Below are 22967 nucleotides of genomic sequence, written 5' to 3'. Positions count from 1 at the left end.
GACAAAACAAGCCGCTCAGCCACGACTGAAGCGTTTTTTACGCAGAGTCGCCTGCTCTATTGCAGGTTTAATAAGAAGTTGACGTCGACGCTATGTTGAATTAAATATCTTCAGTCGCGTCATTAATTCATAGCCATTGACCAACAACTTCCTTAACAGTTTTCCCTTTTCGACACCGAAGACGTCGTGTTTTATGAAACCAGGGCTGCAACCAAGCCCGCTGGACGCTTCAGCAATTTCGTGGTGTACGTGGATGAAAGCGGCGACCATGGGATGGTGACGTTGGGTTCGAACTAATCCCTGTATTCGTGCTGGCACTGTGTGTCTTCTACAAGCGGCACTACAGCGAGCGGGTAGTACCTGCACTACACAAGTTCAAGTTCAACCATTTCGATCATGACACCGTAGTGCTGCATGAACATAAAATTCGCAAGAAAAAAGGCAACTTCAAATTCTAGGACAGGCAGCACAAACAGCGCTTCATGGCCGAGTTGGGTGAGGTCATCGAGGCCAGCAATTTCATCCTGATCACACGTGTGATCGACAAGCTGAAACTGCGCAGCCTGTCTGGCGTTCCGCCCGATCCCTACCAATTGGCCTTGGGCTTCTGCCTAGAGACGCTGCAGGAATTTATGCTGGAGAAGCAGCAGGACAGGGTCTTCACCCATGTGGTTGTGGAACGACAAGGCAAGAATTAAGAAGAGGAGCTTGAGCTGGAGTTCCACCGTATTTGCGATGGCGCCAGCCGGTAGCACAAAGCATTGCCTTTTGACGTCGTCTTCGCCGACAAGGGTCAACTCTGCAGGCCTGCAACTGGCTTACCTCGCCGCACGGCCCGTCGGGCTACACGTGCTGCGCCCGGGACAGCCCAATCAGGCGGTCGATGTCCTCAAACGCAAGTTCTTCTGCAGCGGCCAGCGGCCAGCGACCAGCGACTAGCGACTAGCGACTAGCGACCACACCAAAGTACAGGGTAGGCGAAGGTTTCGAAAAGTGGGGATTTAAAGTCTTCCCATCCTAGAAAGGGAAAAGCCTCGGTGAAACTTACCGAGGCTATAACGCCGACCGGGAATTCCCAGTCCACTTAGCATAAGTTATAGCAGCTTGCTAGTTATCTAGGGACGTCCAAAGGAAGGCGCAAGGTCATCGCTATATCTGATGGGGCCGACGGAACCGCCTACCATCACGGCGGCCAGTGCCTCATGGCGTCACCAGTGACCAAGGGTCGGACCTGCCACGGGCACAATGGCGCTGCTCGCCAGGCACGCGCATGCGCTTGGTAGCACCGCCCTGCCGTCCCGATCAAGCCGTGCGCAACCCATCCGCCCCCTCCCCGGTACCGCAGGAACACCTCGCCGGCTTGGTCGAACGTGTCACCTTCGCCGGCAACGGCTTCTGCGTTCTGGGCCTGAAGGTCAAGGGCGAGGGCGACCTCGTCACGCTCAACGGTCACGCCCGGCGCATACGTGTCGGCCTCCGGCCATTGGGTCACCGACCGCGAGCATGGCCGGCAGTTCCGTGCCGTCTTCGTCAAGATCGGCTCCGCTGACTACCCTGGCCGGCATCGAGCGGTATCTTCGCTCCGGCATCGTCACGGGGATCGGCCCGGTCTACGCCAGCCGACTGCGTCAGGTTGGACTCGATGTCGATTGAGAAGACCCGCAGCCACGCCGTCCAGTCCGGCAAGGATGTGGCCGCAAGGGCGGGATCGGACTGTTACTGCGCGATTACGGCACGCCTCGGCCAGCCCACGCAGAGGCCCCTGCCCGGCCCGCGCGCAGGTGCCCACCTGCACGGCATGGGATGAGGCCTGATGTCCATGAAGGGTCGATTCTGACTAATGGCTTAGGGGCTGCTGCGCATCGAGTGGCTCCTGCTCCACCGCGCCGGCGACGCCGCATCGTGTAGAGCAAATGTAGCCTCCACGCGAGGCAACCAAGCGGACACCAGCACCGTTGGCCTTCCGCAGAAACCGGAAGGCTTTTTCGTTTCTGGGCCCGGGGCTGGCCCGCCGCTGCAGGCAAACGGCCTGGGGGGATCTGATCCAGATTGCCGCCCCCGACATCCGTCGAACGCGGCTAAAGAGAAAGAGAATGGCTTCTTCCACCGTCCTGCAAACGCCACCGGCCGAGCCGGCCCTGCGTTGTCGCCTCGTGGCCTCGGGCAGCTACTGCGAGCAGTTCGCCATCACGCCCATCGAGGCGCAGCCGGGGCATTTCAACGTCCGGGTGGCGAGCTGGCTTGACAACGCCTGCCAGCCGCTGGCATACCATACCCGCTACAGGACGACGCTGGACGTCCAGACCCTTGCGCGGCTGCATCAGGCCCTGGGTGCCTTGCTCGAAGAGGCCGCGCAGGCGGCATAGCGCGGGCGGCAGACGAGCGCACCAAGGGAGGGCGCCCGGCTCAGACGGACCCTTCCTTCTCGACCACCAGTACTCGCGCAGGCCCGCGGGGATGCGCCACGTGCTCGCAGCCTTCGTCGGCAAAGAAGATGTCGCCCGTCTCCAGGAGCGTTGACTTCTCAACGCCCGCCACGCGGTAGCGCATCTCGACCACACCGTCGAGCACCGCGAACACTTCCTGCCCATCGTTGACGTGCCAGCGGTAGGGCTGGTCCGTCCAGTGCAGGCGTGTCGTGATGCCGTCCATCCTGGCGATGTCCATGGCTCCCCAGGCTCTGTCGGCCTGGAACTCCCGGGCGCGAATGATCTTCATGTGCAAAGGTTCCTTTCGTGCCTGAGTGGCAGGCCGCCGATCATGCCGCGCCCGGTGAAGCCTGACGTCTCGGTGCGTACGCATGCAGACAGCCCCGGTATCCGGCTCGCCCCGGGCAGGCCCGTGCGTTGCTCCGCTCCGACCTTGAGATCAAGTGGACTGCAACAAGGCTTTGCCATGGCAGCGGGCTGTCTGCCCGGGGCGACAAGGTGGTGGAAGCGCAGCGATGGAAGGGAAAGGCAACTTTGGACGCATTGCGGATCGGCACCTGGAACCTGGGACGCTCGGGCGCGTTTCATCGCACCCGCATTCCCAGGCAACTGGAAGTTCTGCGGCAACGCAAGGCCGACCTCTGGATCCTCACCGAGGCCCATGACGCCAACGTGCCCGCGGGCGGCCACGTGCGCAGCTCCACGCCCCACGCGGACTTCCGCCAGAAAGGCGAGCACCGTGTCGTGCTGTGGTCCAGGTTTCCGTTGAATCCTATCCCCACGGAGGATCCGGTCCTGACCGTCGCTGCGCGGCTGGAAGCGCCTGCGCTGGGCCGCCCGCTGCTCATCTACGGCACCGTCATCACGCACGCGCATGGCGGCGTGGCCCAGCGCCAGGCCTTGTCCTGGCAACGCCACCAGGACGCCGTGAACCGCCAGCGCGCGGAATGGCTGCGGCTGTCCCGCGAGTACCCGGACCACGCGCTGTGCGTGGCCGGCGACTTCAATGCTCACCTCGATCCGCTGGCGCGCTACGCCGCCGTGGATCCCAGACAGGGCATGCTGCAGGGCCTGGCCGATGCGGGGATGAAATGCCTGACCACCGACGACCTGCGCAGCGTCCTGGGACCTGACGGCGCACACGTAGGCGCGGTCCAGGTGTGCTTCTCGGTGATCGACGGGCTGGAGTCCCGGCTGGAAGCCTGGCCCGCGAACTTCAACGGCCTGCGGGCCAGCGACGAGGGCGGCATCCTGGTGGAGCTGGCCTGGGCACAGGCAGCGCCGCAGGAGCACACGACGGCACGCCGCGCCGAGCCGCGTGCCGCAGCGGTTGAGCACGCATCGAACTTGACGTAACAGCCATTGCCACGGAGCTGCGGCATCCGCCGCTCGGAGCCTCGTCCTGACCCGGTGGGATCCCGTGGGTATCGCCTTTCCAGACGGCGGCACGGCTGCCGCAGGAAACATGCCCCTGTGTCCATGGCGCGCAGGGCTTTTCATCCAGCAGCCTGGTTTCGGCGCCATGGCCATCGAGGCCGGGACGGCCTCGAATGCCTAATTTTTGTGCAACGCCTGAATTTCCATGTGGATCAACGGCTTGGGCTCATGGCGGGCGGGTACGCCACAGAGTTGTCCACAGCAAACGGGGGTAACTTCGGGGCGCTGGCCACCCCGATGCCGCATCGGCCGGCTTCAAGCCGTGCGGTTTGCGTGCTCAATGGCGCGAGGGCACCAGCTTGCGCAGCCGCTTGAGGAGCCGCTGCCATGGCGCCGGCGGCTGTCGCTCCATCCTTCCGGTGCTCCTGTGCCGCTTCGCGCCTTCTTCCCAGCCGTGTTGCCAGGCCAGGGCCTCTTCCGAGCCGCAGGGGTACGGGCAGCTGCCGCCAAAGTAGCCGCCGGCCTTGTAGCCCTCGTGACGGGGATCACATCGATTGGTCGCCATCGTTGCCTCCAGTCGGCCAATGTGACCGGATCGCCGTGCCGGATTGGACCCCTTCCTCGAAGGGCTGCGGCGGCACGAAGGCCGGCGTAGCCTGGGCTGGTTTGTGTGGTACGAGCTGCCCGGTCGGCACTGCAGGCCAGGCTCCTTTTGCGTGTCGGCTGTGACGCCTTGTTGCCCTGATCGCATTGGGGAGTTCCGTTGAGACCGCATCTGCCACCGCACGCCACGAACGGCACCTGCATCAGCGCTTGGTGCAAAGGTGCGCAAAGGCGCTTCCATATGAAGCGCCTGTCCGGTCCGGAAAAACCCGTGCGCATTTTCCACACGCGCAAGCACCGCGAGCTGGGAGATGCTACGTGACCAGGAAGCCTTGAAGGCACCGGAGGGCCCAAGCCCCTGTGATGCAGGCGCCGAAGCATGGAACGCGGTTTGCCTAAAGACCCTACCGCGGCCTTTCAAATGACCCTCCGCGGCGCGCTTCTTGTCCTGCAAGAAGCACCACGCCCCACCAGACCAGCTACCGCCAACACCGATGGACAACGCCAGCAACACCCAGGATTGCCGTCACGGAGCCCATCCCGACTACGAGATGGCTTTTGCCGACCTCGAACGCCGTGCCGCGCGCGGTGAGATGTCGCTTGCGCAGGTTCGGCGTGAGGTCTGGGCGCTGCGCGAGCGCTACACGGGCGGCCAGCCAGTGGCACTGCAGCGCGGCGGCCGCTTCTGGTGATCCGGCGACGCAGCCTTGCGCCGCACCAGCGCCATTGAAAAGCCCCGCTCTTCAAGCCGGGCGGCAGAAGTCCAGGCATGAAGCAGCTCGGCCGCCTCCTGCCCGGTTCTCAGATTGGAGGGGAGGCGGTCAACGCCCCTTCCACGCCGGCGGTCGTCGCTGCGTGAACGCCGCCACGCCTTCGCGGAAATCGTCGCTGCCGTAGCAGCGCCGGATCAGATCCTCCGCCTGCGGCAAGGCCACCAGCGCCAGCCGGCGCAGCGCCTCCTTGGACACCGACTGCGTCACCGGCGCCAGCGCCGCCAGCGCCGCGCACAGCGTGCGCGCCTCCTGCTCGATCGCCTCTCGGGCATGCACGCCGTGCAGGTAGCCGCAGCCCTGCGCCTCGTCGGCGCCCAGCAGCTCCGCCAGCAGCAGCATGCGCTTGACGCGCTGCGTGCCGAAGGCGTCGTGCAGCCGCGCGACGTTGGCGATGGACAGGCAGTTGCCCAGCGTGCGCGCGATAGGCACGCCGAAGCGCGCATCGGGCGTGGCGAGGCGGAAGTCGCAGGCCGTGGCGATTGCCAGCCCGCCGCCCACGGCAAAGCCCTCCACCAGCGCCAGCGTCGGCATGGGCAGCGAGGCCACCTGGTCGATCAGCGCGTCGATGCGCCGCTCATAGGCCACCCCATCCGCGCCGCTGCCGAAGTCGCGGAACTGCGCGATGTCGGTGCCGGCCACGAAGGCCTGCCCGCCCGCGCCGCGGAACAGCACCACGCGCACCTCGGGGTCCGCCGCCAGGCGCTGGCAGATGCCCTCCAGCGCCTCGTACATCGCCCAGGTCATGGCGTTGCGCGCGGCCGGGCGCTCGAACACCACCTCGGCGACGCCCTCGCGCAGCGACAGGCGCACGCGCCCCTCGTCGGCCGCCGCGGCCCGCGTGCCGGCGTCACTCATGGCTGAAGGCTCCCTGCTGCGCCAGCGCGGCGCGCTCGGCGCCGGAGATGCCCAGCTCGGTCAGCACCTCGTCGGTGTGCTCGCCCAGCAGCGGCGGGTGCCGGCGCACCTGCGGCGGCGTGCCCGATAGCTTCACGGGGAAGCCGATGTTGGGCACCCGGCCTTCGACCGGATGGTCGATCTCCATCCGCATCCCGCGCGCCTTTGCATGGTCGCTGTCGAAAGCCTCGGCGTAGTTGAGGATCGGCCCGGCCGGAATGCCCACCTCCAGCAGTGTCTCCACCCAGTAGTCCTTGGACCGGGTCCTGAAGGTCTTCTCCAGATCCTCGATCAGCGCCGGGCGGTTGCGCAGCCGACCCGCGATGTCCGCGAAGCGGTCGTCGCTCGCCAGGTCCGGGCGCTGGATCACCTGGCACAGCCGCAGCCACAGCTTCTGGTTGTTGGCGCCCATCACGAAGTGGCCGTCCGCGCAAGCCACGGCCTGGTAGGGCGCGCTCATCTTGTTGGCCGTGCCCACCGGCTCCGGCACGCGGCCGGTGCCCCAGTAGTCGCAGACGTCCCAGACCGAGAAGGCCAGCGCGGTGTCGAACAGCGACGCGTCCACGTACTGTCCCTCGCCGCTCTTCTGCGCCCCAATGTACGCGCCCAGGATGCCGTACACCGCCAGCATCCCGCAGCCGATGTCAGCCACCGGCACGCCGGCCTTCACCGGCGGCGAGTCGGGATGGCCGGTGACGCTCATCACGCCGGACATGGCCTGCGCCATCAGGTCGAAGCCCGGGCGGTCGGACCACGGCCCGCTCTGGCCGAAGCCGGAGATGCTGGCGTAGACCAGCCGCGGGTTGATCTCGCGGCAGGCGTCATAGCCGAAACCCAGTTTCTTCAGCACGCCGGGCCGGTAGTTCTCCACCAGCACGTCGGCCTCTGCCACCAGGCGCCGCATCACTTCCTTGCCCGCCTCGGACTTGAGGTTGATGGCGATGCTGCGCTTGTTGCGGTTGAGGTTGATGAATCCCAGCGAGTCGTTGCCCTTGAGCTTGAAGCCCATGGCGCCGCGGGTCTGGTCGCCGGTGCCGGGCGGCTCGATCTTGACCACGTCCGCGCCCAGGTCGCCCAGCAGCATGCAGGCGTAGGGACCGGCCATGACCTGGCTGACGTCGAGCACGCGCACGCCGGCCAGGGGCAAGGGGCGCGGGGCGCCGTTCGGGTTGCGTTGGGTACTGCTCATGCGGTGCCTCAGGCGTCGGCCTTGACGTTGGCGTCCTTGATGACCTTGGCCCACTTGCGGGACTCGGCCTGGATGAACGCGGCGAACTTCTCGGCCGAGCCGCCGCCGTCCTCGGCGCCGGACTGCTCCAGCTTCTCCACCACGTCGGGCATCACCAGGGCGCGGTTGATGTCCTCGTTGATGCGCTTAACCAGCCCCGGCGCCATGCGCGCGGGCCCGACCAAGCCGTACCAGGTGGTGGCGTCGAAGCCGGGGTAGCCGGACTCGGCCATGGTCGGCACGTTGGGATGGCCCTTGGCGCGCTGCGGACGCGTCTGCGCGATGGCGATGGCCTTGCCGCTCTTCACGTGCGGCGTGGCGGCGGTCATGGTATCGAAGCTGTAGTGGATCTGTCCGCCCATGAGGTCCGTGAGCATTGGGCCCGAGCCCTTGTAGGGCACGTGCAGCGCGTCGACGTGGGCGGCGAGCTTGAACATCTCCAGCGCCAGGTGCTGCGCCGACCCGGTGCCGGCGGAGCCGAAGCTGATCTTGCCGGGGTTCCTGCGGCACAGCTCGACGACGTCCTTGACCGTGCGGGCCTCCTGCTTCTCGTTGCAGATGAGCAGGTTGGGCGTGACGCCCACCAGCGCCAGCGGCGAGAAGTCCTTGACCGGGTCGTACTTGATGCTGGGCAGCAGCGACGGCGCGATGGCGTGGCTGTTGATGTGCGCCATCAGCAGCGTGAGGCCGTCGGCCGGCGCCTTGGCCACCAGGTCCGCCGCGAGCGTGCCGCTGGCGCCGGCGCGGTTGTCCACGAGCACTTGCGTGTCCCACATGGTGCCCAGCTTCTGCGCCAGCACGCGCGCCAGGATGTCGGTGCCGCCGCCGGGCGCGAAGCCCACCACGATGCGCACCGGACCGCCAAAGGCCGGTTGAGCGTGCACCCAGGGGGCGGCCAGGAAGCCGGCGGCCGCGGCCGCAAAGGTTCTGCGTTGCATGGTTGTCTCCTCTCGTTGGTCTGTCGCCGTAAGAAGGTGGGGAATGCAGGAACGCGGGATCGGGCCTGCGCGGGGGGTGCCGTCGCGCAGGCGTAGTGAAGGGAACGATGGAGCAGAGGGAGGCCGTGAGCGGGTCCGCTCCGCCTCCTTGCGCCGTCATTCCTGCAAAGGCGGGAATGACGGCGCAGTGGTCGTGGCGTGTCAGGTCCGGCGTGCCGGTTCAGTCACGTCGGTGCCGGCGCAGCAGCCCTGCGCGCCGGCTGTGGTTCGCGGGGGGCATCAACCGCCCGCATCCGCAGGCGTCCCCGGGCTGGCCGAGGCCGCGAAGTGCTCCATGGCGGCCTGAACGCCGGAACCCGCCAGCGGCACGCCGGCCAGCTTCAGGCCCATCTCCACGCCGGCCACCATTGCCACCAGCGTGAGGTCGTTGCTGTCGCCCAGGTGGCCCATGCGGAACATGCGGCCCTTGACCTTGCCCAGGCCCGTGCCCAGCGACAAATCAAACCGCTGGTGGATGAGCCGCCGCACCGCGTCCGCATCCACCCCCGGCGGCAGGATCACGCCGGTGAGCACCGGCGAATACACCTTCGGGTCCGCGCACTGGATGTTCAGCCCCCAGGCCTGCACCGCGGCGCGCACGCCCGCGGCCCAGCGCTGGTGGCGCGCGAACACCTGCGGCAGGCCCTGGCCCAGCAGCATGTCCAGCGACTCCGACAAGCCATAGAGCAGGTTCGTGTTGGGCGTGTAGGGCCAGTAGCCGGTGGCGTTCATCTCGACGATCTCGTCCCAGGCCCAGAACGAGCGCGGCAGCTTCGCGCTGCGCGACGCCTCCAGCGCCTTGGGCGAGAGCGCGTTGAAGCTGATGCCCGGCGGCAGCATCAAGCCCTTCTGCGAGCCGCTCACGGAAACGTCCACACCCCACTCGTCGTGCCGGAAATCGGCGCTGGCCAGGCCCGAGATGGTGTCCACCATCAGCAGCGCCGGGTGGCGCGCGGCGTCGATGGCGCGGCGCACGGCGGCGATGTCGGAGGTGACGCCGGTGGAGGTTTCGTTGTGCACCACGCACACGGCCTTGATGCGGTGCGCGCCGTCACGGCTCAGCCGCTCCTCGATCAGGTCCGCGCGCACGCCCTGGCGCCAGCCCGGCGCCTCCGGCAGCACCGCGTCGCTGCCCGGCCAGGTCAGGAATTCCACCTCCAGCCCCAGCCGCTCGGCCAGGCGGCGCCACAGCGTGGCGAAGTGACCCGTCTCGACCATCAGCACCGTGTCGCCGGGGCTGAGCGTGTTGGACAGCGCCGCCTCCCAGGCGCCGGTGCCCGAGGCCGGGTAGATCACCACCGGATGCTTCGTCTGGAACACCTGCTGCATGCCGGCAATCACGCGCTTGCCCAGAGGCCCGAACTCCGGGCCGCGGTGGTCGATGGTGGGCAGGCTCATGGCCCGCAGGATGCGATCGGGCACCGGGCTGGGCCCGGGGATCTGCAGGAAGTGGCGGCCGGTGGGGTGAACGTCGAGAGTCTGCATGGGTCCGTCCTTTCGCTATCCAGTTTGCATACAAAATGCCAAACGCACCCCCGGGACATCCCCACCATGCTGAGTGAGTAGGGATTGCATGTTGCATGCAAAATGAAGGCGGAGGTTCTGATGCCATGGCCGAAGTGATCGAGATCGCGCGCCGCAGCCTGCATGAGCAGGTGGCGACGCGGCTGCGCGACATGCTGGTGGAGGGGCGCATCGCGCCCGGCTCCAAGCTCAACGAGCGCGAGCTGGCCGAGCGGCTGGGCGTGTCGCGCACGCCCTTGCGCGAGGCGATCCGCGCGCTGGCCGCCGAGGGGCTGGTGGACCTGCTGCCTAACCGCGGCGCGGTGGCGGTGCAGATGGACGAGGACACCGTGCGCCACACCTTCGAGGTGCTGGCCGGCCTGGAAGGCCTCTCCGGCGAGCTGGCGGCGCAGCGCATCACCGACGCCGAGGTGGCGGAGCTGCGCGCGCTGCACTACGAGATGCTGGCCTGCCACGCGCGCGGCGACCTGCCCGGCTACTACCGCTTCAACGCGCAGATCCACGACGGCATCAACGCCGCGGCCAAGAACCCGGTGCTCACCAGCACCTACCGCGCGCTCAACGCGCGGGTGCAGTCCCTGCGCTTCCGCACCAACCAGGAACGCACCAAGTGGCAGGAGGCCGTGAAGGAACACGGCCGGATGATCGAGATGCTGGCTGCGCGCGACGCCGCGGGGCTCAAGGCGGTGCTGGTGGAGCACCTGCAGCGCAAGCGCGACACGGTGCTGAGCATGATCAACAGCGGCGCGCTCGTGTCCGCCACGGCCCAAGGGGAACAGGCTTGACATCCTCACGCGCCCTGAAGGACGGTGATTCCTCCTGCGAGACGGCCATGCCCGACCGCGAGAATGTTCCGCGCCGCGTTGACATCACGATCGTGCGTCGTGTGGCAGCCGCTGCACGTCCACTCTCTTATTCCAAGGCCTGCGATACCTCTCGGCCGCTCCGGCGACATCGCACCGCACGAAGAACAGGTCTGGGTGGAGAACGCTTCGTTGACCTCGCGGAACCACACGCCTGCGCGATCGCACTTGGTCTGCAGCATGGTCCGCAACGCGCTCCAGCCCGCGTCCAGCACGCTCTTGGCGAGATGCGTGCGGGCAAGGGCTGCGGCGTTGACGTTGCCAACGAAGATGCCCCGGTGCTGGCGCACCAGGGTGGTGGAAAGTTTCTGAAGGTGGTCACGTCGCCGGTTGGCGACCTTGGCATGGATAGCCTTGGTGCGCGTCTTCTTGCCCGCGCGCTGCGCGGTGGCAAGCGCCGGTTCCAGGTCGCGGTAGAAGCGCTGCGCGGCGACTTTCTCGCCACTGGACAGCGCCGCGAGTTCCTTCAGGCCCAGGTCGATGCCGATGCAGTCGCTCACGGGTGGCATGGGCAGCGGACCGACGAAGTCGGGCTCGTTGACTGTGACGTTCAAGTACCAGCGCCCGCGCGCATCCTCGCTGATGCAACCCGCGCGCAACTCGAAATTGCCCAGTCCGTAGCTGTCCCACAGCGACAGCCAGTGGCCGGCGTAGCAGACCTGCCCGTGCGCGTAGCGAATGGTGCGCACCTTGAACGGCAGCCAGCCCAGGCTGCGCCGCGTGCCGCCGGACTTGCGCCACGCCAGCCGCGTCTTCTTGACCGTGCGGCGCTTCACCGCGTACTGCTCAGCCACCTCCTGCACGGTCTGTACCGGCAGGCCGAGTCCTTCCTTGGTGACGCCCTTGAGGAACGGCCAGAAGTCGAAGCCGCTGAGGAAGCGCCGTTCACGCTCCCAGACCTTGCGGCTGAGTTCGTTGCAGTAGTTCCAGACCGTATTCACCTCACGCGCACGCTCGGAGAGCCACTTGGCATGGCGATCCTTGATGCGCAAGCGAAGCACGCGGACTGTCATTTTGTACAGCATAGGAGAAGGCTCGTGCCGACACCACGTCTCAGGTGCATTACCGCTTCGCGCGTACCGCTATCCGTCCTCGGCATGAATGCCGGGGTTTCTCGCGGAGGTTTGTGATGAAGATGGAAACGCCCCAGCGGCTGCAGCCGCGCGGCACCGAGCCGGTGGCCAACGAGGTGTCGCTCGCGCTGGAGAAGCGCCTGCGCGCCGAGACCCAGGGCGAGGTGCGCTTCGACGCCGGCTCGCGCGGCCGCTACGCCACCGACGCCTCCATCTACCAGGTGATGCCGGTAGGCGTGCTGGTGCCCAAGAGCGAGGCGGACGTGCGCACCGCCATCGACATCGCGCGCGAGCTGCGCGTGCCGGTGCTGCCGCGCGGCGGCGGCACCAGCCAGTGCGGCCAGACCGTGGGCGCGGCGCTGGTGATCGACCACACCAAGTACCTGCGCCGCGTGCTGGACGTGGACGCGACCAACCGCACCGTCACCGTCGAGCCCGGCATCGTGCTGGACCACCTCAACGCGCAGCTCAAGCCGCACGGGCTGTGGTTCCCGGTGGACGTGTCCACTGCCGCGCAGGCCACGCTGGGCGGCATGGCGGGCAACAACTCCTGCGGCTCGCGCTCCATCGCCTACGGCAACATGGTCCACAACGTCCTGGGCGCCAGCGCCTGGCTCTCGGACGGTTCACAGGTGGACTTCGGCCCGATGGCGCAGGCGGGCGCAAGCGCACGGGCCATCGGCGAGTACGTGCGCGACCTGGCGCTGAGCCACCGCGAGGAGATCGAGCAGCACTGGCCCAAGGTGCTGCGCCGCGTCGCCGGCTACAACCTGGACATCTTCCACAACCAGAACGAGCGGCCCTATACCGGCGACGGCAGCGTCAACCTGGCGCACCTGCTCATCGGCTCGGAAGGCACGCTGGCCTGCACGCGCACGCTGACGCTGGCGCTGGCCGAGCTGCCGCGCGCCAAGGTGCTGGGCGTGGTGAACTTCCCCACCTTCCACGCCGCCATGGACGCAGCGCAGCACATCGTCAAGCTGGGGCCCACGGCGGTGGAGCTGGTCGATCGCACGATGATCGAGCTCAGCCTCTCCAATCCCGCCTTCCGTCCCACCATCGAGACCGCGCTCATCGGCAAGCCCGCTGCGATCCTGCTGGTGGAGTTCGCGGGCGGTGACAAGGCCGGGCTGCTGCCGAAGCTGGCGGACCTGGCGGCGCTGATGGGCGACCTGGGCCTCAAGGGCAGCGTGGTCGAGATGGCCGACGACGCCATGCAGAAGAACCTGTGGGAGGTGCGCAAGGCGGGGCTCAACATCATGATGAGCCTCAAGGGCGACGGGAAGCCGGTCAGCTTCATCGAGGACTGCGCCGTGCCGCTGGAGCACCTGGCGGAGTATACGGATGCGCTCACCGAGGTGTTCGCGCGCCACGGCTCGCGCGGCACCTGGTACGCGCACGCCTCGGTGGGCACGCTGCACGTGCGCCCGATCCTGGACATGCGCCGCGACGGCGCCCAGCGCATGCGCGCCATCGCCGAAGAGGCCGCCGCGCTGGTGCGCCGCTACAAGGGTGCCTACAGCGGCGAGCACGGCGACGGGCTGTGCCGCGGCGAGTGGATCGAGTGGCAGTTCGGTCCCGCGCTCAACGACGCCTTCCGCGCCATCAAGGAGCGGCTGGACCCGATCGGCCTGTTCAATCCCGGCAAGATCATCGACCCGCCGCGCATGGACGACGGCTCGCTGTTCCGCTTCGCGCCGCCGCAGTCGCCGCAGCCCTACCGCACCATCGAGCTGAAACCCGTGCTCGACTGGTCCGCGTGGGACGTGCAGAACGATCCCGTCACGGAAGAAACCACCGCGCCCGGTACCGGCGGCGACACCACCGGCGGCTTCGCCAAGGCGGTGGAGATGTGCAACAACAACGGGCACTGCCGCAAGTTCGACGCCGGCACCATGTGCCCGAGCTACCGCGTCACGCGGGACGAGACGCACCTCACGCGCGGGCGCGCCAACACGCTGCGGCTGGCGCTGTCGGGCCAGCTCGGGCCCGATGCCTTCACCGGCGAGACCGTGCGCGAGGCCATGGAGCTGTGCGTGGGCTGCAAGGGCTGCAAGCGCGACTGCCCCACCGGCGTGGACATGTCGCGCATGAAGACCGAATGGCTGGCGCACTACAAGCGCCGCCACGGCCACACGCTCAAGGACAAGTTCATCGCCCGGCTGCCGGACTACGCGCCGCAGGCCGCGCGCTGGGCGGCGGTGCTGAACCTGCGCGACCGGGTGCCCGCGCTGGCGCGGCTGTCTCAGCGGGTGCTGGGCATCACCGCGAAGCGTCCGCTGCCGCAGTGGCGCACCGACACCTTCTGGCGCGCGCCGGAGTCGCGCCGCGGCGCGACGATGGAAGCCACGCTGGCGGCAGCGCGGGCCGGCCAGCCGGCGGCGGTGCTGTTCGTGGACACCTTCAACGCCAGCTTCGAGACCGAGAACGCGCTGGCCGCGCTGCGCGTGCTGCAGCGCGCGGGCTGCACGGTGCACGTGCTGGACAAGGGCGACCGCGGCGGCCACCACTGCTGCGGACGCACCTTCCTGGCCGGCGGCATGGTGGACGAGGCCCGCGCGCGGCTGTCGGCCCTGGTCGGCGCGCTGGCGCCCTTTGCCGACGCCGGCGTGCCGGTGGTGGGGCTGGAGCCCTCGTGCCTGCTGACGCTGCGCGACGAGGCGCTGGCGCTGGGCCTGGGCGAGCCGGCGCGCAAGGTGGCGGCGCAGGCGCTGCTGTTCGAGGAGTACCTGGCGCGCGAGACCAAGGCGGGCCGGCTGGCGCTGTCGCTCAAGGGCGTGGACCAGCCGATCCTGCTGCACGGCCACTGCCACCAGAAGGCTTTCGGCGCCGTGGAGCCGGTGATGCAGGTGCTGCGGCTGATCCCCGGCGCGAAGCCGCAGCTCATCGAGAGCTCGTGCTGCGGCATGGCCGGCAGCTTCGGCTACGACGAGAAGCACTACGAGGTGTCGATGGCGATGGCGGAACAGTCGCTGCTGCCGGCGCTGCGCCAGCAGCCCGACGCGATCGTGGTGGCCGACGGCACCAGCTGCCGCCACCAGGTGGCGCATGGCGCGCAGCGGGAGGCGGTGCACGTGGCGCGGCTGCTGGAGTCGTTGTTGCCGAGCGGAAACGCGGCCTGATTCACGCCGACGCAAACCGCTCGTAGTGCCCCCTGAACCGCCGCAGCTCCTGCGTCATCGCCCGGTCCGCCCTGTCCTTGCGCTGCAGCGCCGCCGCCACCTTGCGCTCGATCAGCGCCACCTGCGCCCGCGCATAGCGCCGCGTGCGTTCGCGGGCGTCGTCGGAGCTTTCCGAAAGCACCGCCAGCACGGGCACCAGCGGCAGCGTCAGGTAGTCCTGCGGTCCGGCCCGCAGTGCCGCGCCGCCGGCGCGCAGCTCGGACCCCAGCAGCCCCGCCACCCGCGCGCCCCAGGCCGGCGCTTGCGCCTGCAGCGCCGCGCGACGGGCGTGAAGGTCGCGGCGGTAGCCGTCGTCGGCAACGCGCTCCCCTTCCACCAACGGCGCGTAGCCCTCGCGCCGGCCCGCCACGATGCAGTCGGCGCCCATCCAGGCGGCCTCCGCAAGCCGCTGGTGCAGCACCACGCGCTGCAGGCCGTCCGGCAGGGCCGCGTCCAGCGGCACGGCGGCGCAGGCGGCCGGCTGGCCGTCCGCGTGGATCTCGCAGCGCCCGTCGGGCCGCCGCGCCGGGCAAGCGCCGAGCGACGGATAGTCGTGGGCCTGCGTGCCCAGGCGCAGGCGCGGCGCCCCGGGCCGGCCGTCCAGCGGGAAGCTCAGCGCCTCCACCGCCTGCCGCCACTGCGCCGCTTCCGCGGCCGTGACCGTCTCGCCGTGGACCGGCCCGCCACCGGCGAGCGGATGAACGACGCTCACCGCCAGGCAGCCGATGAAGCGCTGCTCGTGCCGGAACAGCTCCTCCACCGTCATCGCCGGCGGCGAGTTGCAGCAGCGGCCGCACGCGTTGCAGCGGAAGGAAAAGCTGCCGGCGCCTGTCACGACGCCTCGCGCCGCACCGTGCGAAAGCCGATGTGCGCGGTGCCCAGGTCGGCTTCCGCCGCCTCGCGCGCCGAGGCGCGGTAGCGCACGCAGAAATCGGGCGAGCACAGGAAGGAGCCGCCCTTGATCACCATGCGCGCCCCCGGCAACACCGCCTTGCCGGCCTGGGCGGCCGCGACGGCGGCGGTGTCGCCGTTGAGGTGCGCCTGGTGCGGACCGGCGTAGCGGTCACGCGTCCACTCCCAGGCATTGCCGATCATGTCGTGCAGCCCCCAGGGGTTGGCGGCGTAACAGCCCACCGGCGCCAGCCCGGCGTGGCCGTCCTCGCGCAGGTTCACCGCCGGGAAGTTGCCCTGCCAGTAGTTGGCCGTGGGCCGGTCCTGCGCGTCGCGCGGGGCGCGGTCCAGCGCCTCGCCCTCGCGTCCGGCCTTGGCGGCGTATTCCCATTCGGCCTCGGTCGGCAGGTCGCGCCCCAGCCAGCGCGCATAAGCCAATGCGTCGCGCTGCGTGACGAAGGTGACGGGCACGGCGTCGAGCTTCTCGATGCCGCTGCCCGGGCCGCCCGGGTGGCGCCAGTCCGCCCCCTTGACGAAGCTCCACCAAGCGTAGGGCCGCGCCTGCAGCTGCTCCGGCGTGGGCGTGCGGAACACCACCGCGCCGCCCTGCTCCTCGGCCTCGGTGACGTAGCCCGTGGCCGCCACGAAGGCCGCGAACTGCGCCACCGTCACCTCGGTGCGGTCGATCCAGAAAGCCCTCACCTGGACCTGCGCCTGTGCCGCCGGACGCTCGTCCGGGTAGCCGGCCGTGCTGCCGAAGCGGAAGGACCCGCCCTGCACGCGCGCCATCCCGGCATGCGGGTCCTCGCCCCAGCCCGGCGGCAGCCCGCCGTAGGCGGCGCAGCGCGCCTCGCTGCCCAGCGCGGCGGCAAGGCCGTCCCGCGTCGCGGTCGCCGCCGAGCCGTAGCGGCCCGGCGGCGAGAGCGCGAAGGCGCCCGCCGCCAGCGCGGCGCCGACGGCTGCAGCCGCCAGTGCTTTGCCTTGCATGACGCCTCCCGCCTCAGTAGTAGCCCCGCGGGCGCAGCGGCTCCACGCCGCCGACGCGCCCCAGGTACTGCTGCCATTCCTGCACCAGCCCCTGCACCACCTCGGGCTTCGAGGCCGAGAGGTCGAAGTTCTCGGCCCGGTCCACCGCCAGGTCGAACAGCTCCCAGCGCCCGTCCGCCGGCCCGGTGGGCGGCTCGGTCCACAGCGCCTTCCAGCGCCCGTCGGCGCTGCGGATGAAGGCGCGGCCGTAGGCCTCGCCGCCAAAGGCCTCCTTGTGCACCTCGGCCTTGGACTCGCTGCGCAGCAGCGGCAGCAGCGACTTGCCGGAAACGGGGTAGACGTAGCGGCTGCCGTAGACCACCTTGCCCCGGTTCTGGTCCGCGCCGGTGAGCGCGTCGATCTGCGCCGGCGCGGGCTGCGTGGGCAGCTTCGCGCGCGCGGCGTCCAGGATCGTGGCCGTGATGTCGGTGACGTGCGTGAACTGGTTGATGAGGGAGCGGTCCTTGTCCTTGCCCGGCAGCCGCACGATCAGCGGCGTGCTGATGCCGCCCTCGCCCTGGAAGCCCTTGGTCTGGCGCCATGGCGTGGCGCTGACCTCGGCCCAGCGCAGCCCGTACTGCAGGCGCTGCGCCGCCTGCAGGCCGTTGTCGGTGCCCAGCTTCGAATACGCGGGCTCGACGGCATTGGCCTCGTCCGTGGCCTTCGGGTCCGTGGAGGCTGCGGCGATGGGCCAGCCCTCGGCGCCGTTGTCCGACTGGAACACGATGATGGTGTTGTCGTACTCGCCGATGTCCTTGAGGTGCTGGACCAGCAGGCCGATGTTGTGGTCCAGGTTCTCCACCATGCCGGCGTAGATCTCCATGTAGCGCGCCTGCGCCTTCTTCTCCAGCGCCGACAGGCTCTCCCACTTCTTGGACACCGCGCCGGCCCCGTAGTCGGTGTAGCCCGCGGCCGGGGAATTGAGCGCGTTGACGTAGCGCGCGCTTGGCGTGCCGTTGGCCGGCGTCGCGGGCGAGGAGCCCAGCGCCTCGGGCGCGCCGGCGTAGGGCGTGAAGTCCTGCGGAACCAGGCCCAGCGCCTTCTGGCGCGCGATGCGCGCGGCGCGCACCGCCTCGTAGCCCTGGTCGTATTTGCCCTTGTACTTGCTCAGCCAGGGCTCGGGCACCTGCAGCGGCCAGTGCGGCGAGGTGTAGGCGGCGTAGGCGAAGAAGGGCTTGCCGTCGCCCTTGTTGGCGTCGATGTACTGGATCAGGCGCTGCGTATAGAAGTCGGTGGAATAGAACACCGCCGGCGCGCCGCCCGCCCCGCCGGGCTGTCCCGGCTGCCCGGGCTGCACGTACTGGCCGTTCTCGGTGTAGTTGCGCGAGCCGGCCGCCTCGTGGCCGAAGTGGTTCGCCGCCGCGCCGCCCAGCAGCGCGTAGCTGCGCTCGAAGCCCCACTGGTCGGGCGTCTGGCCGACGCTGCCCAGCGGCGCCGGCGCGTCCGGGTTGGCGATGTTGGAGCCCAGGTGCCACTTGCCGGCCATGTAGGTGTGGTAGCCGGCGTCCTTGAGCAGCTGCGCCACCGACAGCGCCCGGTCGTTGAGATAGCCCTCGTAACCCGGCAGCCCCTTGCGCTCGTCGTTGGGCGCGCCCATGGTGCCCTCGCCCACCAGGTGGTGGTCAGTGCCGGAAATCAGCATGGCGCGCGTGATGGCGCAAACCGTGCCGGTATGGTGATTCGTCAGCAGCCGGCCGCCGGCGGCCAGCGCGTCCAGATGGGGCGTCTCGATTTCTCCGCCAAAGGCGTGAATATCGGAATAGCCTAGGTCATCGGCCATGATGAAGACGATATTGGGCGGCCGGCTGGCCGCCACCGCCGCGTTGCCGCTGGCGTCGCTGCCAGCCACGGCCTCGCTGCCGCCGCCGTTGCAGCCCTGCAGACCCAGCAGGCCCGCCGCGGCCAGCGCCACCACCGTCTTCTGGAATACGCGCCGTCCTGATTTTTCGAACGTCATGAAACTCGCTCGCCTGTTGTGGAGCGAGAGAATCTAGTGACGCCTATTGCATATGTCCTGGAAGCAATTCGAGTTTCGAAATTCGCTTCCTGAATTTGAATGGGCTGCGGATTTCCGGTTTTCAAATGCGGAATTTGATTTGGCAAGCAAATCCGGATTTGCCGCAGGCCCGCTGTGCCTTCCGCTCAGGCCGCCACCGCTTCCCGCCGCGCGAAGGAGCCCAGCAAGGCCATCAGCGCCAGCGCCAGCACCACGCCGTCGAAGGCCTGGGCGATGGCGAGGATCTCCCCGCCGTGGGCCAGGCGCCAGCCCGCCACGACTGCCGGCACGCCCATGGCGAGGTAGGACACGATGAACAGCACCGACAGCACGCCGGCGCGCTGGTGCGGGGCCAGCGGCCCCACCAGCGTGCGCAACGCGCCCTGGAACGCCGTGCCGAAGCCCGCCCCCGCGATGGCCGTGCCGACGAGAAACAGCGCCACGGAGCGCAGTGCCAGCGCTGCCATGACCACGACCAGGCCGGCCGGCAGCACGCTGGTGCCGATGCGCAGCAGCCACTGCGCCGAGCGCTGCTGCAGCGCCAGCACCGCCAGCGCGCCGCTGCCGGCCAGGACGAACAGCGCCAGCCCGCCCAGCAGGAACGACGCCGACCCGGCCAGGCTGCGCAGCAGCGTCGGCCCCAGCGAGCCGTAGAAGCCTGCCACCGCCCAGGACGCCACGATGGCCGGCGTCACCAGCAGCAGCGGCCGGAGCACCGGCGCCGGCACGCTCAGTTGCGGACGCAGCGAACCCAGCGCCCCGGGGCGCCGCTCGGCCGTCTCGCTCACGAACAGCACGGCCACGCCCTGCAGCACGAACACCGTGCCCATGACGGCATAGACCAGGTGCGTCGGCTGCGGCAGGTACTGCACCAGCGAGCCGGCCAGGATGCCGCCCAGCGCCGTGCCCAGCATCGGCGCCACGGCGTTGGCGACGGCGCCGCGCGTGCGGTCCAGGTCCAGCAGCCCCGCGCCCACCGCCGCGACCGCGGCGCCCGTGGACAGGCCCTGCAGCACCCGGGCCAGCAGCAGGTCGCCCACGTCGGCGGCCGAGGCGAACACTACCATGGTCAGCGCCTGCGCCGCGGCGGCGGCGATCAGCACCGGGCGCCGGCCCACGTGGTCCGACAGCCGCCCGGCCACCAGCAGCGCCAGCAGCACCGCCAGCGCGTAGATGCCGAACACGACGGTCAGCATGGTCGGCGAGAAGCCCCACTGCGCCTGGTAGAGCGCGTACAGCGGCGTGGGCGCGGCGGAGCCGGCCAGGAAGCTCAGCGCGATCGAGGCCTTGAGCAGGAAAGCCACCTTGGGCGGCAGCCGCCTCGCTCGTGGCGAGGCCGCCGGGGGCGGGGATGCGGAAGTGGCACGGCTCATGGCGGCTCCTGGCGGGGATGCAAATGAACAGACTGACCTGTCTGTTTGCTTGAAGTGTACAGACCTGTCTGGTAAATTCAAGCCATGGCCACGAAACGAAACGCAGGCACTGCCGAACCGGAACGCCGCTCCGCGCGGGAGCGGCTGCTGGCCGCGGCGGACGAGCTGTTCTACGAAGGCGGGATCCACACCGTGGGCATCGACCGCGTGATCGAGCGCGCCGGCGTGGCCAAGGCCTCGCTGTACGACTGCTTCGGCAGCAAGGACGAGCTCATCCGCGCCTACCTGCAGGCGCGGCACGAGGCGCGGCAAGCGCGCGTCACGCAGCGCCTGGCGCGCTGCGACACGCCGCGCGAGAAGTTGCTGGGCGTGTTCGACGGGCTGCGCGAGGCGATGTCCACGCCGGGCTTTCGCGGCTGCGCCTTCACGCGCGTGACGGCCGAGACGCAGCCCAGCGCCGGCGTGAAGGCGGTGTGCGACGACGCGCGCGGCTGGCTGCGCGAGCTGTTCACGTCGCTGGCGCGGGAGGTGGGCGTGGCCGATCCCGCCGCGCTGGCGCGGCAGCTCACGCTGCTCTACGACGGCGCCCTGGCCGCCTCGCAGCTCGGCGGCGGTGCCGAAGCCGCCGAAACGGCGCGCGGCGCGGCGGCAGTGATGCTGGAGGCGGCGCTGGCGGCCCCTCCCCAATCCTGAGAACGAAACGCCATGGACGCCTTGAGCCCTGCCCGATCGCTGTACCTGGAAGACCTCGCCGTGGGCGACCGTTTCGAGAGCGGGACGATCGTGGTCGAGCCGGAAGAGGTGAACAGCTTCGCGGCCCGTTTCGACCCGCAACCCTTCCACCTGGACGAGGCGGCGGCGCGGGACAGCGTGTTCGGCGGCCTGGCCGCCAGCGGCTGGCACACGGCGGCGCTGACGATGCGGCTGCTGGTGCAGAGCCTGCCCTTCGGCAACGGCGTCATCGGCGCCGGTACCGAGCTGGCCTGGCCCCGGCCCACGCGCCCCGGCGACGTGCTGCGCGTGAGCACCACGGTGCAGGAGATCACGCCCTCGCGCTCCAAGCCGGACCGCGGCATCGTGAGCTGCCTGACGGAAACCGTGAACCAGCACGGCGAGTGCGTGCAGCGCACCACGGCGCGGCTGCTGGTGTTCAGGCGGCCTGGAACCAGCGCGGATACCAGCACGCCGTCCTGAGGCGCACGGCGCCACCGTGACGTCGCGGGCGCAACGGCCCGGTTTCGCAACGCCATAAACAATTTCGGGCCCCTCGGGGCCCGAATCTCATGCTTGGCCCCGTGCGGGGCCTGCTTCACCGGCTTGAATCCGGCCGGTGCGGCTTCGCCGGCTGACCTGCCTTGCAGTCGGCGGCGGGCAGCCCACGCACGACGGTGCGGCTGCCAGCTCGCGGCGTTTACGCGGGGAAGGCGCCGCCCGGCATCACGCGGTCGGCGGCGGCCGGCGCCTGGGCGGGACGCGAAGCGGTCAGGTGCAGCTTGTCCAGCAGCCAGACGAACACGTCAGCGGCGACCACGGCGCCCCGGGGGGAAGTGCGGCTGTAGGCGGAGACGGTGATGGCGGTCATGTGGAACCTCTTGTCAATCTTCAGAACTTCGATGGACTGAAGATTAGGGTTTCCACTCGATTAACACAATTGAAAATTAGGCATCCAAAATATTAGCAAACCGCATAACTTGGTGGATGGTCACACCGTCTGGTCCAGCTGTGAGAGGAAGAGGTCGAGCTTGGCCCGAGGCGTGGCCTGCACGCGGGCCAGCAGCGCGTGGCTCACGGGCGCGACGCCGTAGCGCTGGGACAGGTCGGCGCCGATGCGGCACCACAGGTGGCTGGCCATCTCGGCATCGACCATCGCGCGGTGGGCGCGGCCGGACTGGGGCAGCTGCAGCGTGCGCACCAGCGTGCCGAGCTGGTGGTTCGGGCTCTCAGGATAGAGCCGCCGCGCCAGCAGCATGGTGCAGGCGAAGGGCGAATCGGCATCCAGCGCCAGCCGCTTCAGCTCCGCTACCCAGAACTTGCGGTCGAAGGAGGCGTTGTGCGCCACGACCGGCAGCCGCCCCACGAAGCGCGCCGCCTCGCGCATGACCTCGGCCACCGCGGGCGCACTGGCCACCATGTCGTTGGTGATGCCGGTGAGCTGTGTCACGAAGGACGGGATGCGGCGGCCCGGGTTCATGAGGCTCTGGAAGCGGTCCACGATGCGGCCCTGCTCCACCACCGCGATGGCGATTTCCGTGGGCCGGTCGCCCTGGCTCGGGCTGATGCCCGTGGTCTCGAAGTCGAGGACTGCTACGCGTTCCATGTGTCTTCCGTGTGCTGACTGCCAGGATAGTCAGCCGGCGCGCGCCAGTCCGCGGGCGCGCGGAGCCCGGTGCGACGGACTCCACGCTTCGGGCCTCACTCGCCCAGGTAGGCCGCGCGCACCTTCGGATCGTCCAGCAGCTGCCTGGCCGGGCCTTCCATCGTGATCTCGCCCGAGTCCATGACGTAGCCGCGGTTGGCCAGCCCCAGCGCGCGGCTGGCGTTCTGCTCCACCAGCAGCACCGTCATGCCCTGGCTGTGCACGTCGTTCACGACCTCGAAGATCTTGTCCACCATGATCGGCGACAGGCCCATCGAGGGCTCGTCCAGGATCAGCAGCTTCGGGCGCGCCATGAGCGCGCGGCCCATGGCCAGCATCTGCTGCTCGCCGCCGCTCATGGTGCCCGCGAGCTGGTTGCGCCGCTCCTTCAGCCGCGGGAACAGGGCGAACATCTTGTCCATG

The 22967-nt window shown here is 69.2% G+C and carries 22 protein-coding genes; 8 read left to right on the top strand and 14 right to left on the bottom strand.

The window, feature by feature from the left end; all coding sequences use genetic code 11:
- The first annotated feature begins 482 nt into the window (after positions 1 to 482).
- Both H537_RS55650 and H537_RS0115485 read left to right on the top strand, forming a co-directional pair.
- Entirely contained in the window at positions 483 to 698 is a 216-nt protein-coding gene (locus H537_RS55650; RefSeq protein ID WP_028998637.1) for a hypothetical protein, read from the top strand.
- A gap of 1395 nt (positions 699 to 2093) precedes the next feature.
- Complete coding sequence (locus H537_RS0115485; RefSeq protein WP_028998636.1) at positions 2094 to 2366, top strand: hypothetical protein; 273 nt, start codon at positions 2094 to 2096, stop codon at positions 2364 to 2366.
- A 40-nt stretch (positions 2367 to 2406) separates the two neighbouring features.
- Here the strand turns inward: H537_RS0115485 and H537_RS0115480 are convergent, their stop codons facing one another.
- Positions 2407 to 2718, bottom strand: a complete 312-nt coding sequence (locus H537_RS0115480) for a cupin domain-containing protein (RefSeq protein WP_028998635.1) — start codon at positions 2716 to 2718, stop codon at positions 2407 to 2409.
- A gap of 245 nt (positions 2719 to 2963) precedes the next feature.
- Between H537_RS0115480 and H537_RS0115475 the strand changes: the two genes are divergently transcribed.
- Positions 2964 to 3785 carry an endonuclease/exonuclease/phosphatase family protein gene (locus H537_RS0115475; RefSeq protein WP_169517011.1) on the top strand — a complete coding sequence of 274 codons (822 nt, stop codon included), beginning with the start codon at positions 2964 to 2966 and terminating at the stop codon, positions 3783 to 3785.
- Positions 3786 to 4143: 358 nt separating this feature from the next.
- On the opposite strand, the gene H537_RS52910 is transcribed toward H537_RS0115475, so the two are convergent.
- A complete protein-coding gene (locus tag H537_RS52910; RefSeq protein WP_156901742.1) occupies positions 4144 to 4371 on the bottom strand; it encodes a hypothetical protein in 228 nt (75 codons plus the stop codon).
- A gap of 532 nt (positions 4372 to 4903) precedes the next feature.
- Between H537_RS52910 and H537_RS0115470 the strand changes: the two genes are divergently transcribed.
- Positions 4904 to 5101 carry a hypothetical protein gene (locus tag H537_RS0115470; RefSeq protein WP_028998633.1) on the top strand — a complete coding sequence of 66 codons (198 nt, stop codon included), beginning with the start codon at positions 4904 to 4906 and terminating at the stop codon, positions 5099 to 5101.
- A 129-nt stretch (positions 5102 to 5230) separates the two neighbouring features.
- Here the strand turns inward: H537_RS0115470 and H537_RS0115465 are convergent, their stop codons facing one another.
- The 4 genes from H537_RS0115465 to H537_RS0115450 form a co-directional block, all read right to left on the bottom strand.
- Entirely contained in the window at positions 5231 to 6037 is an 807-nt protein-coding gene (locus H537_RS0115465; protein WP_028998632.1) for an enoyl-CoA hydratase/isomerase family protein, read from the bottom strand.
- Entirely contained in the window at positions 6030 to 7265 is a 1236-nt protein-coding gene (locus H537_RS0115460) for a CaiB/BaiF CoA transferase family protein (protein WP_028998631.1), read from the bottom strand. The genes H537_RS0115465 and H537_RS0115460 overlap by 8 nt, the downstream gene beginning before the upstream one ends.
- Positions 7266 to 7273: 8 nt before the next feature.
- Positions 7274 to 8242: a Bug family tripartite tricarboxylate transporter substrate binding protein gene (locus H537_RS0115455; RefSeq protein WP_028998630.1), complete on the bottom strand. Its 969-nt coding sequence runs from the start codon at positions 8240 to 8242 to the stop codon at positions 7274 to 7276.
- A gap of 279 nt (positions 8243 to 8521) precedes the next feature.
- Positions 8522 to 9766 carry a pyridoxal-phosphate-dependent aminotransferase family protein gene (locus H537_RS0115450; RefSeq protein WP_028998629.1) on the bottom strand — a complete coding sequence of 415 codons (1245 nt, stop codon included), beginning with the start codon at positions 9764 to 9766 and terminating at the stop codon, positions 8522 to 8524.
- Positions 9767 to 9891: 125 nt separating this feature from the next.
- Between H537_RS0115450 and H537_RS0115445 the strand changes: the two genes are divergently transcribed.
- Positions 9892 to 10590, top strand: coding sequence for a GntR family transcriptional regulator (locus H537_RS0115445; protein ID WP_028998628.1), 699 nt, complete (start codon positions 9892 to 9894; stop codon positions 10588 to 10590).
- A gap of 5 nt (positions 10591 to 10595) precedes the next feature.
- Here H537_RS0115445 and H537_RS0115440 read toward each other — a convergent pair whose 3' ends face one another.
- Complete coding sequence (locus tag H537_RS0115440; protein WP_028998627.1) at positions 10596 to 11693, bottom strand: RNA-guided endonuclease InsQ/TnpB family protein; 1098 nt, start codon at positions 11691 to 11693, stop codon at positions 10596 to 10598.
- A gap of 104 nt (positions 11694 to 11797) precedes the next feature.
- Between H537_RS0115440 and H537_RS0115435 the strand changes: the two genes are divergently transcribed.
- Entirely contained in the window at positions 11798 to 14863 is a 3066-nt protein-coding gene (locus tag H537_RS0115435; protein ID WP_028998626.1) for an FAD-binding and (Fe-S)-binding domain-containing protein, read from the top strand.
- 1 nt (position 14864) lies between these two features.
- Here the strand turns inward: H537_RS0115435 and H537_RS0115430 are convergent, their stop codons facing one another.
- The 4 genes from H537_RS0115430 to H537_RS0115415 all read right to left on the bottom strand — a co-directional run bounded on the left by H537_RS0115430 (position 14865) and on the right by H537_RS0115415 (position 20188).
- Positions 14865 to 15668: a hypothetical protein gene (locus H537_RS0115430; RefSeq protein ID WP_051242704.1), complete on the bottom strand. Its 804-nt coding sequence runs from the start codon at positions 15666 to 15668 to the stop codon at positions 14865 to 14867.
- Between the two features lie 65 nt (positions 15669 to 15733).
- Complete coding sequence (locus H537_RS0115425; RefSeq protein ID WP_028998624.1) at positions 15734 to 16780, bottom strand: SUMF1/EgtB/PvdO family nonheme iron enzyme; 1047 nt, start codon at positions 16778 to 16780, stop codon at positions 15734 to 15736.
- A 13-nt stretch (positions 16781 to 16793) separates the two neighbouring features.
- Positions 16794 to 18776 carry an arylsulfatase gene (locus H537_RS0115420; RefSeq protein ID WP_028998623.1) on the bottom strand — a complete coding sequence of 661 codons (1983 nt, stop codon included), beginning with the start codon at positions 18774 to 18776 and terminating at the stop codon, positions 16794 to 16796.
- A gap of 185 nt (positions 18777 to 18961) precedes the next feature.
- Positions 18962 to 20188 (bottom strand): MFS transporter, encoded by a 1227-nt coding sequence (locus tag H537_RS0115415; RefSeq protein ID WP_028998622.1) that lies wholly within the window; start codon positions 20186 to 20188, stop codon positions 18962 to 18964.
- A gap of 84 nt (positions 20189 to 20272) precedes the next feature.
- Here H537_RS0115415 and H537_RS0115410 point away from each other — a divergent pair, with 84 nt between their 5' ends.
- Together H537_RS0115410 and H537_RS0115405 are read left to right on the top strand one after the other, a co-directional pair.
- Positions 20273 to 20881, top strand: a complete 609-nt coding sequence (locus H537_RS0115410) for a TetR/AcrR family transcriptional regulator (RefSeq protein WP_028998621.1) — start codon at positions 20273 to 20275, stop codon at positions 20879 to 20881.
- A 12-nt stretch (positions 20882 to 20893) separates the two neighbouring features.
- Positions 20894 to 21382, top strand: a complete 489-nt coding sequence (locus H537_RS0115405) for a MaoC family dehydratase (RefSeq protein WP_028998620.1) — start codon at positions 20894 to 20896, stop codon at positions 21380 to 21382.
- Between the two features lie 217 nt (positions 21383 to 21599).
- Here H537_RS0115405 and H537_RS52905 read toward each other — a convergent pair whose 3' ends face one another.
- The 3 genes from H537_RS52905 to H537_RS0115390 form a co-directional block, all read right to left on the bottom strand.
- On the bottom strand, positions 21600 to 21770 hold the full coding sequence (locus tag H537_RS52905) for a hypothetical protein (protein WP_156901741.1): 171 nt from the start codon (positions 21768 to 21770) through the stop codon (positions 21600 to 21602).
- Between the two features lie 120 nt (positions 21771 to 21890).
- A complete protein-coding gene (locus tag H537_RS0115395; RefSeq protein WP_028998619.1) occupies positions 21891 to 22505 on the bottom strand; it encodes a 3'-5' exonuclease in 615 nt (204 codons plus the stop codon).
- A gap of 95 nt (positions 22506 to 22600) precedes the next feature.
- Positions 22601 to 22967: ABC transporter ATP-binding protein (locus H537_RS0115390; protein ID WP_028998618.1), on the bottom strand; the 367-nt coding region annotated here is incomplete at its 5' end.

The sequence above is a fragment of the Azohydromonas australica DSM 1124 genome, from assembly GCF_000430725.1.
Lineage (GTDB): Bacteria > Pseudomonadota > Gammaproteobacteria > Burkholderiales > Burkholderiaceae_C > Azohydromonas > Azohydromonas australica.
This window is presented reverse-complemented; position numbering and strand designations above follow the sequence as displayed.